The sequence below is a fragment of the Pseudomonas chlororaphis genome (assembly GCA_001023535.1).
Lineage (GTDB): Bacteria > Pseudomonadota > Gammaproteobacteria > Pseudomonadales > Pseudomonadaceae > Aquipseudomonas > Aquipseudomonas chlororaphis_E.
Genome location: CP011020.1, coordinates 3,722,151 through 3,736,500, shown reverse-complemented (window position 1 = coordinate 3,736,500; position 14,350 = coordinate 3,722,151). Strand labels below are relative to the sequence as shown.

Annotated in this window: 15 protein-coding genes; 13 read left to right on the top strand and 2 right to left on the bottom strand. The window is 62.8% G+C overall.

What is annotated here, in order from left to right; translation table 11 throughout:
* The first annotated feature begins 1 nt into the window (after window position 1).
* The 13 genes from flhF to VM99_16520 all read left to right on the top strand — a co-directional run bounded on the left by flhF (window position 2) and on the right by VM99_16520 (window position 12,276).
* Window positions 2–1,351 carry a flagellar biosynthesis regulator FlhF gene (gene flhF / locus VM99_16580; protein ID AKJ99608.1) on the top strand — a complete coding sequence of 450 codons (1,350 nt, stop codon included), beginning with the start codon at window positions 2–4 and terminating at the stop codon, window positions 1,349–1,351.
* Window positions 1,352–1,465: 114 nt separating this feature from the next.
* Entirely contained in the window at window positions 1,466–2,296 is an 831-nt protein-coding gene (locus tag VM99_16575) for a cobyrinic acid a,c-diamide synthase (GenBank protein AKJ99607.1), read from the top strand.
* Complete coding sequence (gene fliA, locus VM99_16570) at window positions 2,293–3,036, top strand: flagellar biosynthesis sigma factor (GenBank protein ID AKJ99606.1); 744 nt, start codon at window positions 2,293–2,295, stop codon at window positions 3,034–3,036. The genes VM99_16575 and fliA overlap by 4 nt, the downstream gene beginning before the upstream one ends.
* Window positions 3,037–3,196: 160 nt before the next feature.
* Complete coding sequence (locus VM99_16565; protein ID AKK01776.1) at window positions 3,197–3,568, top strand: histidine kinase; 372 nt, start codon at window positions 3,197–3,199, stop codon at window positions 3,566–3,568.
* A gap of 19 nt (window positions 3,569–3,587) precedes the next feature.
* Entirely contained in the window at window positions 3,588–4,373 is a 786-nt protein-coding gene (locus VM99_16560) for a protein phosphatase (protein ID AKJ99605.1), read from the top strand.
* Window positions 4,374–4,396: 23 nt separating this feature from the next.
* On the top strand, window positions 4,397–6,682 hold the full coding sequence (locus VM99_16555; GenBank protein AKJ99604.1) for a chemotaxis protein CheA: 2,286 nt from the start codon (window positions 4,397–4,399) through the stop codon (window positions 6,680–6,682).
* Between the two features lie 48 nt (window positions 6,683–6,730).
* Window positions 6,731–7,864 carry a chemotaxis protein CheY gene (locus VM99_16550; protein ID AKJ99603.1) on the top strand — a complete coding sequence of 378 codons (1,134 nt, stop codon included), beginning with the start codon at window positions 6,731–6,733 and terminating at the stop codon, window positions 7,862–7,864.
* Window positions 7,864–8,604, top strand: coding sequence for a flagellar motor protein (gene motC, locus VM99_16545; protein AKJ99602.1), 741 nt, complete (start codon window positions 7,864–7,866; stop codon window positions 8,602–8,604). Before VM99_16550 ends, motC begins: the two co-directional genes overlap by 1 nt.
* A 15-nt stretch (window positions 8,605–8,619) precedes the next feature.
* The gene (locus VM99_16540) at window positions 8,620–9,504 is read left to right on the top strand and encodes a flagellar motor protein MotD (GenBank protein AKJ99601.1); all 885 of its coding nucleotides are present in this window, start codon (window positions 8,620–8,622) and stop codon (window positions 9,502–9,504) included.
* A 49-nt stretch (window positions 9,505–9,553) separates the two neighbouring features.
* Window positions 9,554–10,345, top strand: a complete 792-nt coding sequence (locus tag VM99_16535) for a cobalamin biosynthesis protein CobQ (protein AKJ99600.1) — start codon at window positions 9,554–9,556, stop codon at window positions 10,343–10,345.
* A 96-nt stretch (window positions 10,346–10,441) separates the two neighbouring features.
* Window positions 10,442–11,320, top strand: coding sequence for a chemotaxis protein CheW (locus tag VM99_16530; GenBank protein ID AKJ99599.1), 879 nt, complete (start codon window positions 10,442–10,444; stop codon window positions 11,318–11,320).
* A gap of 73 nt (window positions 11,321–11,393) precedes the next feature.
* A complete protein-coding gene (locus VM99_16525) occupies window positions 11,394–11,879 on the top strand; it encodes a chemotaxis protein CheW (protein AKJ99598.1) in 486 nt (161 codons plus the stop codon).
* Window position 11,880: 1 nt separating this feature from the next.
* Window positions 11,881–12,276, top strand: a complete 396-nt coding sequence (locus VM99_16520; protein AKJ99597.1) for a chemotaxis protein — start codon at window positions 11,881–11,883, stop codon at window positions 12,274–12,276.
* A gap of 154 nt (window positions 12,277–12,430) precedes the next feature.
* On the opposite strand, the gene VM99_16515 is transcribed toward VM99_16520, so the two are convergent.
* Complete coding sequence (locus VM99_16515; protein AKJ99596.1) at window positions 12,431–12,760, bottom strand: flagellar biosynthesis protein FlhB; 330 nt, start codon at window positions 12,758–12,760, stop codon at window positions 12,431–12,433.
* Window positions 12,757–14,328 carry a flagellar hook-length control protein FliK gene (locus VM99_16510; GenBank protein ID AKJ99595.1) on the bottom strand — a complete coding sequence of 524 codons (1,572 nt, stop codon included), beginning with the start codon at window positions 14,326–14,328 and terminating at the stop codon, window positions 12,757–12,759. Before VM99_16510 ends, VM99_16515 begins: the two co-directional genes overlap by 4 nt.
* Between the last annotated feature and the right edge of the window lie 22 nt (window positions 14,329–14,350).

Here is a 14,350-nt window from a genome sequence, read left to right as displayed (position 1 = left end):
TATGCAAGTGAAGCGTTTTTTCGCCGCCGATATGCGTCAGGCCATGAAGCTGGTTCGTGACGAGCTGGGCGCCGAAGCAGCCATCATCGGTAATCGCCGGATCGCCGGCGGTGTCGAGCTGACAGCGGCTCTGGACTACAAATTGTCGGCGCTGGCCCCGCGTGTTCCGAACATGGAACTCGAGGACGAGCTGCGCAAGACCCAATCGCGCATCGCCAGTGCCCAGGCCGAACTGAGCCTGCGCAGCAGCGAAGGCGAGGCCGCGCCAGGCACCAATCGTCAATTGTTCGCCGGTCAGCCACTGACCGCCGGCCTGCCGCTGACTGCCGCTGAACCGCTGATCGAGCCTACCCAGGCCGAGCCGCGTCGGCCGGCGCCAGCGCCCGCCGCGCCAGCCCGTGGGGTCGACCCGCGTGCCCTGGACTCGATGCGCTTTGAACTCAACAGCCTGCGCGAACTGATGGAAGTCCAGCTCGGCTCCCTAGCCTGGAACCAGTTGCAAGGCAGCCGTCCGGCCCAGGCCAACCTGTGGCGTCGCCTGCAACGCATCGGTCTGTCCGGTCCGTTGTCCCGCGACTTGCTGGCACTGATCAATGGGATCGAAGAGCCTCGCCAGGCCTGGCGCATGCTGTTGGCGCACCTGGCGCGTATGATCGCCACGCCGGACGTCGAGCCACTGGAAGAGGGCGGGGTGATTGCCATGGTCGGTCCTGCCGGCATGGGCAAGACCACCACCCTGGCCAAGCTCGCCGCCCGTTATGTACTCAAGTACGGTGCCCAGAGCATTGCGCTGGTGAGCATGGACAGCTTCCGCATCGGAGCCCAGGAGCAACTCAAGACCCTGGGCCGCATCCTCAATGTGTCGGTAACCCACGTGGACCCGGGCCAGTCCCTGGCCCAGGCGCTGGAGCCTTTGCTGCGCAAGCGCGTCGTGCTGATCGATACCGCCGGCCTGCAAGCCAGCGATCCGGCCCTGCGCCTGCAGCTCGAAAGCCTGGCCGGGCGCGGTATCAAGTCAAAAAATTATCTCGTGTTGGCAACCACCAGCCAGAAACAGGTTCTAACCGCCGCATACCACAGCTACAAGCGCTGCGGGCTGGCCGGCTGCATCCTGACTAAGCTGGACGAAACGGCAAGCCTGGGCGAGGTGTTGAGCCTGGCGATCGGTCATGAACTGCCGGTGGCCTACCTGACCGACGGGCCGCGGATCCCGGATGATCTGCATCTGCCGCGCCGTCATCAACTGGTCAGTCGTGCCGTGAGTGTGCAAATGCAGGAAGAACCCAGCGAAGAAGCCATGGCTGACATGTTCGCTGATATCTACCACAGCCCATCCAAACAGGTCGGCTGAGGTTATCATGAGTATTTTTTGTACCTACATCGATGGTCTGCCATGCATTGTTCCGTGTGAACGCGCAGCCAGTAATGTGGCCTCCGTCTAAGTAAGACAAGGTAAAGAACGAACATGGGCAGCATGCATCCCGTACAGGTGATCGCGGTGACCGGCGGCAAAGGTGGCGTCGGGAAGACTAACGTGTCAGTGAACTTGTCCCTGGCTCTGGCAGAGCTTGGCCGACGGGTCATGCTGCTGGACGCCGACCTGGGCCTGGCGAACGTCGATGTGTTGCTGGGGCTTACCCCAAAGCGCACGCTGGCGGACGTGATCGAAGGCCGCTGCGAACTGCGCGACGTACTGTTGCAAGGGCCTGGCGGGATTCGCATCGTGCCGGCCGCCTCCGGCACCCAGAGCATGGTTCACCTGACCCCGGCCCAGCACGCGGGCCTGATCCAGGCGTTCAGCGACATCGGCGACAACCTCGATGTGCTGGTAATCGACACCGCGGCCGGCATCGGTGACTCGGTCGTCAGTTTCGTGCGGGCCGCCCAGGAAGTGCTGCTGGTGGTCTGCGATGAACCGACTTCCATCACCGACGCCTATGCCCTGATCAAGCTGCTGAACCGCGACTACGGCATGAACCGCTTCCGCGTCCTGGCCAACATGGCGCAGAGCCCGCAGGAGGGACGCAATCTGTTCGCCAAGCTGACCAAGGTCACGGATCGCTTCCTGGATGTCGCCCTACAATACGTCGGCGCCGTGCCCTACGACGAAAGTGTCCGCAAGGCCGTCCAGAAGCAACGTGCCGTCTATGAAGCTTTTCCACGTTCCAAATGTGCGCTGGCGTTCAAGGCAATCGCCCAGAAGGTCGATAGCTGGCCGCTGCCGGCCAACCCGCGCGGGCATCTGGAATTTTTCGTCGAGCGTCTCGTGCAACAAACAGCAGGGCCCGTGCTATGACAGCCAGCAGTTACAACCACCTCTACAAAAAATCGGCACGGGACGCCCAGTACGAGTTGATCGAGCGTTACGCGCCCCTGGTCAAGCGTATCGCCTATCACTTGCTGGCGCGGCTGCCGGCCAGTGTCCAGGTCGAGGACCTGATCCAGGCCGGCATGATCGGCCTGCTCGAAGTGTCGAACAAATACGACGCGAGCAAGGGCGCCAGTTTCGAGACCTACGCCGGTATCCGTATCCGCGGCGCGATGCTCGACGAGGTCCGCAAGGGCGATTGGGCACCGCGTTCGGTGCACCGCAACACCCGCATGGTGAGCGATGCGATCCGTGCGATTGAAGCTAAAACCGGGCGTGACGCTAAAGATCACGAGGTTGCGGCCGAACTCCAGTTGAGTCTCGATGATTATTACGGGATTTTGAACGATACCTTGGGCAGCCGCCTGTTCAGTTTCGACGACCTGTTGCAGGACGGCGAGCATGAAGGGCTGCACGAGGATGGCGCGAGTGCTCACATGGAGCCATCGCGTGACCTGGAAGATGAACGCTTCCAGAGCGCGCTGGCCGAAGCGATTGCCAATTTGCCGGAGCGTGAGCGACTGGTCTTGGCGCTGTACTACGACGAAGAGCTGAACCTCAAGGAAATCGGTGAGGTCCTGGGGGTCAGCGAATCGCGGGTCAGCCAGTTACACAGCCAGTGCGCAGCCCGTTTGCGGGGGCGTTTGGGGGAATGGCGAGCGCGCTGATACGCAGTGCGGGGGCGCTGCGAACGAGGCCGGCAGGTACTGCACGGTCTCACCCGTTGTGCTGCGCGCTGTTGTCGAGCGTTGTGCCGGATTGATTGAAATGGCGCGTTCAGGTGCTGGACGCGTTTAAGACTGCTTGGAGGTCGAATTGGACAAGAACATGAAAATCCTCATCGTTGATGACTTCTCAACGATGCGGCGGATCATTAAAAACCTGTTGCGTGACCTTGGGTTCACCAACACGGCCGAAGCAGATGACGGGACCACTGCGCTCCCGATGTTGCACAGTGGCAACTTCGATTTTCTGGTCACCGACTGGAACATGCCCGGCATGACCGGCATCGACCTGCTGCGCCAGGTGCGCGCTGATGAAAAACTCAAGCACCTTCCCGTGCTGATGGTCACCGCCGAAGCCAAGCGCGAGCAGATCATCGAAGCGGCCCAGGCCGGTGTGAACGGCTACGTGGTCAAACCCTTCACGGCCCAGGCGTTGAAAGAGAAGATCGAAAAAATCTTCGAACGCATCGGCTAACGGCGCCCCGGGGGGAGCTATGGATAACGAATCTTCAATGGGCGATTTCGAATCGACCCTGAAAAAACATGCCCGTGAACTGGTCGAAAGCCTCGAAAAAGGCCGTTTTGGCGATGCGGTTCAAATGATCCATGAGCTCAACCAGACCCGTGACCGTGGTCTGTATCTGGAAGTGGGCAAGCTCACGCGTGAATTGCACAGCGCGATTGTCAATTTCCAGATCGACCCGCGCATGCCGCAGGCCGAGGAAGTCTCGCAGATCACCGACGCCACCGAGCGCCTGGGGTATGTGGTCAAGCTGACCGAAGCGGCGGCCAACCGCACCATGGATTTGGTGGAGAGCGCCACGCCGCTGGTCAATGGCCTGAGCGAGGAAGCCCAGGCCTTGAGCACCGACTGGGGTCGGTTCATGCGTCGCGAGGTGGGGGCCGAGGAGTTTCGCGAGTTGGCCCGCCGGGTCGACGGTTTCCTGACGCGCAGCAGCAGCGAAAACCGCGCCGTCGCCAGCAACCTCAACGACATCTTGTTGGCCCAGGACTATCAGGACCTGACCGGCCAGGTGATCAAGCGCGTGACCCAACTGGTTACCGAAGTGGAAAGCAATTTGCTCAAGCTGGTGTTGATGGCCAGCCAAGTCGACCGCTTTGCGGGCATCGAACACGACCGTGAAGCGATGCTTGCTGAAAAAGATCCACAAAAACATCTCTCTCAGGGTGAAGGTCCGCAAATTCATGCCGATAAAAGAGAAGACGTTGTGTCCGGTCAGGACGATGTGGACGATTTGCTGTCCAGCCTTGGATTTTAGCCTGTTTTAGGAGCACCCCATTAATGAGCTTCGGCGCCGATGAAGAGATCCTTCAGGATTTCCTGGTTGAGGCTGGCGAGATTCTTGAGCAACTGTCCGAGCAATTGGTCGAGCTGGAAAGCCGGCCGGATGATGCGGATCTGCTCAACGCAATTTTTCGCGGTTTCCACACTGTAAAAGGAGGCGCCGGCTTCCTCCAGCTCAACGAGCTGGTGGAGTGCTGTCACATTGCCGAAAACGTGTTCGACATCCTGCGCAAGGGTGAGCGTCGCGTTGATTCGGAGCTGATGGACGTGGTGCTTGAAGCGCTGGATGCGGTCAACAGCATGTTCAGCGAAGTGCGCGAGCGCTCGCCGATTACCCCTGCCACGCCTGAGCTGCTCGCTGCGCTGTCGCGCCTGGCCGAGCCTCAGTCGGCGGATGAAACCGCTGCCGTGGCCGAGCCGGTCATTGAAGAACCGGCCGTCGAGGAACCCGTCGCCGAGGAATCGGGCGACATCACCGATAACGAATTCGAACAACTGCTGGACTCCCTGAGCGCCGCCAAGGCCCAGGCCCAGGCCGAGGCGCCGGCGGCTCCGGCTGCCGCACCGGCGGGCGATGCCGCTGCCAGCGATGAAATCACCGACGCCGAGTTCGAGTCGTTGCTCGACCAGTTGCATGGCAAGGGCCAGTTCGCCGTCGATGCCGTCGCGCCTGCGGCGGCCCCGGCCGCCCCGAAAGCGGCGGGCGACAACTCGGACATCACCGACGACGAATTCGAAGCCTTGCTCGATCAGTTGCATGGCAAGGGTACCTTTGCCGTCGACGCCCTGGATTCGGCCATCGCTTCGGCGCCAAGCCCGGCGCAACCTGCCGCCGCTGCGGCCGGCAGCGACCTGATCAGCGACCACGAATTCGAGTCGCTGCTGGACGAGTTGCACGGCAAAGGCAAATTCACCGAAGTCGGCACGGCTTCCGCTACGGGGGCTGGCGCTGCGACGGCTGCACCGGTGGCCAAGGCCGCGCCGAAACCGGCTGCCAAGGCGCCGGAGCCAAAGGCCGAGACACCTGCGCCCGCGGCCAAGCCAGCCGCTGCGGCCGCGCCAGCACCGGCTCGTGCCGCGTCGGCGCCGCCAGCGGAAAAACCAGCGAGCGAAGCCGAGACCACCGTTCGGGTCGACACCGCACGCCTGGACGAGATCATGAACATGGTCGGCGAACTGGTCCTGGTGCGTAACCGCCTGGTGCGCCTGGGCCTCAACAGCCAGGACGAAGCCATGTCCAAGGCCGTGTCGAACCTCGACGTGGTCACGGCCGACCTGCAGACCGCGGTCATGAAGACCCGGATGCAGCCGATCAAGAAAGTCTTCGGGCGCTTCCCGCGCCTGGTTCGCGACCTGGCGCGACAGCTCAAGAAAGAAATCAACCTGGAACTGGTGGGTGAAGAAACCGACCTCGACAAGAACCTTGTCGAGGCCCTGGCCGACCCGCTGGTCCACTTGGTGCGCAACGCGGTCGACCACGGTATCGAGTCGCCGCAGGAGCGAGAAGAAGCGGGCAAGGTCCGCAGTGGCAGGGTGATCCTGGCCGCCGAGCAGGAGGGCGACCACATCCTGTTGTCGATCTCCGACGACGGCAAGGGCATGGACCCGAACGTGTTGCGCTCCATCGCGGTGAAACGCGGCGTGATGGACAAGGATGCCGCCGACCGCCTCAGCGACACCGAGTGCTACAACCTGATCTTTGCCCCGGGCTTCTCCACCAAGACCGAGATCTCCGACGTGTCGGGCCGTGGCGTGGGCATGGACGTGGTGAAAACCAAGATTTCCCAGCTCAACGGTTCGATCAATATCTACTCGACCAAGGGCCAGGGCTCGAAGATCGTCATCAAGGTCCCGTTGACCCTGGCGATCATGCCGACCCTGATGGTGATGCTGGGCAACCAGGCGTTCGCCTTCCCGCTGGTGAACGTCAACGAAATCTTCCACCTCGACCTGTCGCGCACCAACGTGGTGGACGGCCAGGAAGTGGTGATCGTACGGGACAAGGCATTGCCGCTGTTCTACCTCAAGCGCTGGCTGGTCAGTTCGGCGGCGCACGAGGAGCAGGGCGAAGGCCACGTGGTGATCCTTTCGGTGGGCACCCAGCGGATCGGCTTCGTCGTCGATCAGTTGGTGGGCCAGGAAGAAGTGGTCATCAAGCCGTTGGGCAAGATGCTCCAGGGCACCCCGGGCATGTCCGGCGCCACCATCACCGGCGACGGCCGTATCGCACTGATTCTCGATGTGCCCAGCATGCTCAAGCGCTACGCCGCCCGGCGTATTTGATTCTGGAGGAGGGCGGTCCATGGCCGCGCCTCGTCTAACGGAGTGTTTATGGTAGTTAAAGTCCTGGTGGTGGACGATTCGGGTTTTTTTCGCCGCCGCGTCTCGGAAATTCTTTCGGCTGATACGAGTATCCAGGTTGTCGGTACGGCAACCAACGGCAAAGAGGCGATCGATCAGGCCCTGGCACTCAAGCCGGATGTGATCACCATGGACTACGAGATGCCGATGATGGATGGCATCACGGCCGTGCGCCACATCATGCAGCGCTGCCCGACTCCGGTATTGATGTTCTCGTCCCTGACCCACGAAGGCGCCCGGGTGACCCTCGATGCGCTGGACGCCGGGGCCGTGGATTTCCTGCCGAAAAACTTCGAAGACATCTCGCGCAACCCTGACAAGGTCCGGCAGTTGCTGTGCGAGAAGGTCCACAGCATTTCGCGCAGCAACCGCCGCGTCGGTGGCTACAGCGCCCCGGCACCGGCCCCTGTCGCCGCGCCAAGCCCTGCGCCGACGCCAAGCGCTTCGAGCAGCTTCAACCCGCCACCGGTGCGCAGTGCACCGGCACCGGCCCCCACTCGTTCGGCCCCGGCCAGCGCCTCTTCGGCGGCGCCCAAGCGCAAAGCCTACAAGCTGGTCGCGATCGGTACGTCCACGGGCGGCCCGGTGGCGCTGCAACGGGTCCTGACCCAATTGCCGGCCAATTTCCCGGCCCCCATCGTGCTGATCCAGCACATGCCCGCGGCGTTCACCAAGGCCTTCGCGGAGCGCCTGGACAAGCTGTGCAACATCAGCGTCAAGGAAGCCGAGGATGGTGACATCCTGCGTCCAGGCCTGGCGTTGCTGGCGCCGGGTGGCAAACAGATGATGGTCGACGGGCGTGGCGCGGTGAAAATCCTGCCGGGCGACGAGCGCCTGAACTACAAGCCGTGCGTGGACATTACCTTCGGTTCGGCGGCCAAGTCCTACGGTGACAAAGTTCTGGCGGTGGTGCTCACCGGCATGGGCGCCGACGGGCGCGAGGGCGCACGCCTGCTCAAACAGGGCGGCAGTGCGATCTGGGCCCAGGACGAAGCCAGTTGCGTGATCTACGGCATGCCGATGGCCATCGTGAAGGCCGATCTCGCCGACGCGGTGTACAGCCTGGATGACATAGGTCGACACCTGGTCGAGGCATGCCTGTAATGGATGTGCTCAGCCTGATCGGCATCATCATGGCGTTCGTCGCCATCATCGGTGGCAACTACCTGGAAGGCGGGCATCTCGGTGCCCTGGCCAATGGCCCGGCTGCGTTGATCGTGCTCGGTGGCACCATTGGCGCGGCGCTGCTGCAATCGCCCATGAGTGCATTCAAACGGGCGATCCAGGTGCTGGTCTGGATCCTGTTTCCGCCGCGTGTCGACCTGGCCGGCGGCATCGACCGGGTGGTGAACTGGAGCCTGACCGCGCGCAAGGAAGGCTTGCTGGGCCTGGAAGGGGTGGCCGACGCCGAACCCGACAGCTACTCGCGCAAAGGCCTGCAATTGCTGGTGGACGGTGCCGAGCCGGAAGCCATCCGCAGCATCCTGGAGGTGGATTTCTACACCCAGGAAGCCCGCGACATCGAAGCGGCCAAGGTGTTCGAAAGCATGGGCGGCTACGCGCCGACCATCGGCATCATCGGTGCGGTGATGGGCTTGATCCACGTGATGGGCAATCTGGCCGACCCATCGCAACTGGGCAGCGGCATCGCCGTGGCCTTCGTTGCCACGATCTACGGCGTGGCGAGCGCCAACCTGGTGTTGCTGCCGATTGCCGCCAAGCTCAAGTCCATCGCATTGCGCCAGTCGCGCTACCGCGAAATGCTGCTGGAAGGGATCCTGTCGATCGCCGAGGGTGAAAACCCACGCTCCATTGAGTTGAAGCTCCAGGGCTTCATGGATTAATGGGGGTAATGGACCATGGCCCGTCGCAGGCACACTGAAGAACACGTCAACCATGAACGCTGGCTGGTTTCCTACGCTGACTTCATCACGCTGCTGTTCGCCTTTTTCGTGGTCATGTATTCGATCTCGTCGGTCAACGAAGGCAAGTACAAGGTCATTTCCGAGGCCCTGATCGGCGTCTTCACCGACTCTGATCGCGCCCTCAAGCCCATCCCCATTGGCGAAGAGCGGCCCAAGACCACGACCCCGGCCCAGCCGCTGGTCAAGGATTCCGAGCAGGTCGATGCCGGCATCGCCGGTGGCAGCGATCCATTGAAAAGCATTGCCGACGACATCAGCGCGGCATTCGGTGACCTGATCAATTCCAATCAGATGACCGTGCGCGGCAACGAGTTGTGGGTCGAGATCGAACTCAATTCCAGCCTGTTGTTCGGCAGCGGCGACGCAATGCCCAGCGACATGGCCTTCAACATCATCGACAAGGTGGCGGCGATCCTGAAGCCGTTCGACAACCCGGTCCATGTCGAAGGCTTTACGGACGACCAGCCGATCCGGACCGCGCAGTACCCGACCAACTGGGAGCTGTCATCGGCCCGTTCGGCCAGCATTGTCCGCATGCTGGCGATGCAGGGCGTGAACCCCGGTCGCCTGGCGTCGGTGGGCTATGGCGAGTTCCAGCCGGTGGCCAACAACGCCACCGCCGAAGGCCGTGCGCGCAACCGTCGCGTGGTGCTGGTGGTGTCGCGCAACCTTGATGTGCGCCGTAGCCTGACCGGTACAGGGACGGCCAACGCAACACCGGATGCGGCGTTGAAGCGTGCTGGCACACAAACTGCACCGGCTGCGGTCAAGTCGCCGGGACAGCGGAGCGCCGTCAATTCTCCGTCACCCGCTTTATAACCGAGCTATTTCTCGGTCGAGCCTGTTTCGGCCGGGAGGAACGATCCGAATGAGAGTCTGGGCAGTCGCCAATCAAAAAGGTGGTGTGGGTAAAACCACATCTTCCATCGCTCTAGCTGGCTTGCTGGCCGAGGCGGGCAAGCGCGTGGTCATCGTCGACCTGGACCCCCATGGCTCGATGACCAGCTATTTCGGCTACGATCCCGATAGCCTGGAGCACAGCAACTTCGACCTGTTCCTGCACAAGGGCACCGTGCCCGAGGGCTTGCCGGGGCAGTTGCTGTTGTCCACCAGCCACGAAAGCATCTCGCTGTTGCCATCGAGCACCGCCCTGGCCACGCTGGAGCGCCAGTCGCCGGGCCAGAGTGGCCTGGGCCTGGTGATCGCCAAGAGTCTGGCGCAGCTGTGGCAGGATTTCGATTACGCCATCATCGACAGCCCGCCGTTGCTGGGCCTGTTGATGGTCAACGCCTTGGCCGCGAGCCAGCAATTGGTGATCCCGGTGCAAACCGAGCACCTGGCGGTCAAGGGCCTGGAGCGCATGGTCAATACGTTGGCGATGGTCAACCGCTCACGCAAGCAATCGCTGGCGTTCAACATCGTGCCGACCCTGTTCGACCGCCGTACCCAGGCGTCCCTGGGGACGCTGCGCGTTCTGCGGGACAAGTACCCGGATGACATCTGGCAAGGCTACATCCCCGTCGATACGCGCTTGCGGGACGCCAGCCGCGTCGGCGTGACCCCGTCGCAGTTCGATGGCAAGAGCCGCGGTGTGCTGGCTTACCGGGCGCTGCTCAAGCACTTGTTGGCCCAGCAACTCGTTTCGCAGCAGGTGGCTTAACGTGACGAGGTTTCCTACAGGCATTGCGCCGACTCGTGAGCGCTCAAGTCCTACAGCATTCATGCCGATAACCTTTTCAAGTGGCGGACTTTTCCAATGAACCGCCCGATAAAGACGACCTCGCGTCCCCAACTGGCCCTGCAGTCCTACCTGGACGGGCTGTTGCAGGAAGCGACCGAAGAATTACCACCGTCGCCGAGTGTGATCGAGGCGTTGCCCGAGCCCGAGCCTGTCGAAGCCGAAGGTGTGCTGGATGAGTTTCAAGCGGCCGTGCTCGAAGAGCAGGCTCGTGACGCCCGTACGTCGGTGGTTGCCGCAGCGGTCGAGGCACCGTTCGTCAAGCCGTCGCTGAAGGTCATGGACGCACCCGCGCCGATCCTTGCGCCGGTGTCGACGGTTGCACCGCTGTTGCAGGGGCTGGTGACGCCGGTGGTGGAAGTCCACCTGCCACCGAGCAGCCCGCCACCGCCGGAGCCGACCGATGACCGCCCGAGCTGGGCCGCCGAGCCGTTCGAGTGCCTGTTGTTCGATGTGGCCGGGTTGACCCTGGCGGTGCCGCTGGTGTGCCTGGGGTCGATCTACTCCCTGGCCGGGCAGGAATTGACGCCGTTGTTTGGCCAGCCGCAATGGTTCCTTGGGATCCTGCCGAGCCAGGCCGGTAACCTGAAGGTGCTCGATACCGCGCGCTGGGTGATGCCGGACCGTTATCGCGACGATTTTCGCCAGGGCCTGCAATACGTGATTTCGGTGCAGGGGTACGAGTGGGGGTTGGCGGTGCACCAGGTCAGCCGTTCGCTGCGCCTGGATCCGAACGAGATCAAGTGGCGCAGCCATCGAGGGCAACGGCCATGGCTGGCCGGTACGGTGATCGAGCACATGTGCGCCTTGCTGGACGTTTCCGAGCTGGCAGAGCTGATCGCCAGCGGCGGGGCAAAACACCTGGATGGCAGCCTGCCGGTCCAGAAACCGAAATAACACAACCGGTGGCGCACAGCGTCGCTGGACAGAATACACGCCGCCACAAGGCGGTTTTTCGAGGGGTCAGGGTATGAATGATAAGGCGTCGTCTCTCAAGGGTTCCGAAGATCCGATTTTGCAATGGGTGACCTTCAAGCTCGATAACGAAACCTATGGCATCAACGTGATGCGGGTCCAGGAAGTGCTGCGCTATACCGAGATCGCTCCGGTTCCGGGTGCGCCAAGCTACGTGCTGGGGATCATCAACCTGCGCGGCAACGTGGTCACGGTGATCGACACCCGCCAGCGTTTCGGCCTGAATTCCACCGAGGTCAACGACAACACCCGTATCGTGATCATCGAGGCTGACAAGCAAGTGGTCGGTATCCTGGTCGACAGCGTGGCCGAAGTGGTTTACTTGCGTCAGTCGGAAATCGAAACCGCGCCTAACGTCGGTAACGAAGAATCGGCCAAGTTCATCCAGGGCGTCTGCAACAAGAACAATGAGTTGCTGATCCTGGTCGAACTGGAAAAAATGATGAGCGAAGAAGAGTGGTCGGAACTGGAGAGTATCTGATTTGATTCTTGAGGTAGCAGTCATTGTCCTGTTCCTGTTTTGGGCAGGCACGCTGGCAATGTTCGTGGCGTACATACGCGACCAGCGACAAGTTGCTGCTCAGCAGGCCCAAGGCGATGCGCTGCGTGACCAGCGCATCAAGGAGCTGGCCAAGCGCGTCGACGACTATCAGAACGGCACCGTGCGCATGGGCGAAGCGCTCCATGAGCTGCGGGCCGTGGTCGCGCCGTTGCCGGACAAACTCGCCCAGCTGGAGCAGCGTGACCCTTCCACCCTCTCGTTCGCCCAAGCCGCCCGCCTGGTAGGCATGGGTGCCAGCATCGACGAACTGACCCAAGCCTGCGGCCTGACCCAGGCCGAAGCGGAGTTGATGAGCAAGTTGCACAAGGGCGGCTGAGCCGTTCGGCGCCCAGCACCATCACCATGGCGAGGCGCTCGTTGCCGCAGGGCAGCGCAGCGGCCCTCGCTTTTTGCGGCTGCTGCGCACTGGAGCGCCAGCCCGGCCGAGCGGGAGCAAGCGCCCTCGCCACGGTCGATCCGTACACGGTCGATCAGTAGTCGTCCCCGCGCTCCGTCACATCTTTCTCGAGGCTCGGTGCATTCGGGTCGTAGCCCTTGGGGAACTTGCCTTTCAGGTTCCAGGCGAACGCGATGATCTCGGCGATTGTGCGGTACAGCTCCTCCGGGATGCTGTCGCCCAGTTCCAGCCTGGCCAGCAGTTTCACCAATTCGGCATTTTCATAGATCGGTACTTCGCTGTCCCGGGCGATCCGCAGGATTTCCTCGGCCAGGGCTTCGTCGCCCTTGGCGGTGAGGGTCGGGGCGTGGTGGCCGTCGTACTTGAGGGCGATGGCCTGGCGCGGTTCGGTGTGGGTTGTCATGCGGTTTCATCCACCCAGCGTTGTTCGAGTCGGGTCTTGGGCCCTTGGGGCGGGATGCCGAGGTGGCAGTCCAGGTCGCTGACGTTCAAGCCGCAGTCCAGCAGGCGTTCACGCAAGGTTGCCAGGTTGCTCTCGATCAGGCTCGCGGTGTACGGCCGCTGCGCCCACAACTGGCTCGACAGGCTACCGCTGAGCAGTTGGGCCTGGACCTGCAAGGGGCCCAGCGGCTCCATGTCGAACGCCAGTTCGACCCGCCAGAGTTGCTGCTTCGGTTCACGTTCTTCCCGGCGCTCGTCAGGTTGTTCCCGAGGCGGGGTTTCCTCGCGCTGAAACTTGACCTGCAAGGGCACGATGTCCTGCAGGTTGCGCATGGGGATCTCCAGTTGCCAGGTGCTCATCAGCCTGCCGTCGGGGGTCAGCCCCGTTTGTTCCAGGCTCGACAACTGATGGCTTTGCAGGCGCGACACGGCAGCGGCGGCCAGGCGCAGCAGGTGCTCGAGGTCGCCTTCGTCATCCTGCTCCTTCAGCAGCCGCGAGGGTAGGGGGAAATTGGTCGGTTGCGGCTTGGCGCTGACCTGGCCGAGCATTCCCAGGGCGCTGCGCACAAAGGTGGGCAAGGCCTGGGCCAAGGTGTTGGCGGCGATGATGGCGCCCAGGTTGGTGGAGGCGGGCAGCGACGGGGTCAGTTGGGCGATCAGCTTCAACAGGTCGCCTTTCATGTCCGCCGCCGGACCCAGCGGCGGCCCGGCAAGCAGTTTGCTTTCCAGGAACACCCCACTGGCCACCATGGCCTGGGCCAGGCCTTTGGGCGTGCTCAATTGCTGGACATCCGGCAGGCCGGCCAACAGCCGCGTCACGGCTGCGCGCAGCTCGGCACCGGTGTCGTCAGTGGTCGGGAGGTTCTGCAAGGCGCTGATCAGGCTGTCCAGCGAGCCTTGGCGGCTCACTTGGGTGGCCAGTTGCTGGCTTACCGCCAGTTGCTCCTGGTGGTTGCTCAATGGCACGAACTTCAGGGTCTGGGCGTCTTGCACCTGGGCACTCAACAGTGTGCCGATGCGCAGCGGCTGCGGGCTGTCGATGTCGAGGGTGGCCCCTGCCTGAGCGGTGTTGAGCAGGCTCACCAACGACCGGTACACCACCGGCTGCCCCGGCAGTTGCGGCAGGGCCTGGCTGGTCAGCACCTTGCCTTGCAGCAGGGTCCCGACCGGCATTTGCGCGGTGTCGATGCGGGTCAGGGTGGCGACGCTGGAGGCGATGGCCTGTTGCACCGTCACGGCCAGGTTGGTGGCCGAGGGCTGGGTCACGGCCAGGCTGGTGCCCTGGGGCAGCGGCTGCATGCTGGTGGCCTGGACCGTGGTCTGGCGGCCGCTTTCCAGGGTGACCTTGAGCAATAGCTGGAATGTCTGGTCGGCCTGCTTGAGCGAAAGGACTTCGGCACTCGCCGTCTGGCCGGCACCGATCAGTCCCTCGACCGGCGTCAGCAGTTTGAGCAGCTCGCCACTGACCACGGGCGTACGCGTCGTCGCCGTGGGCTGAGGCAGCGGCTGAATGTTCATGTCACCTGTCATCAGCAGTCTTACCTTGGGAAAA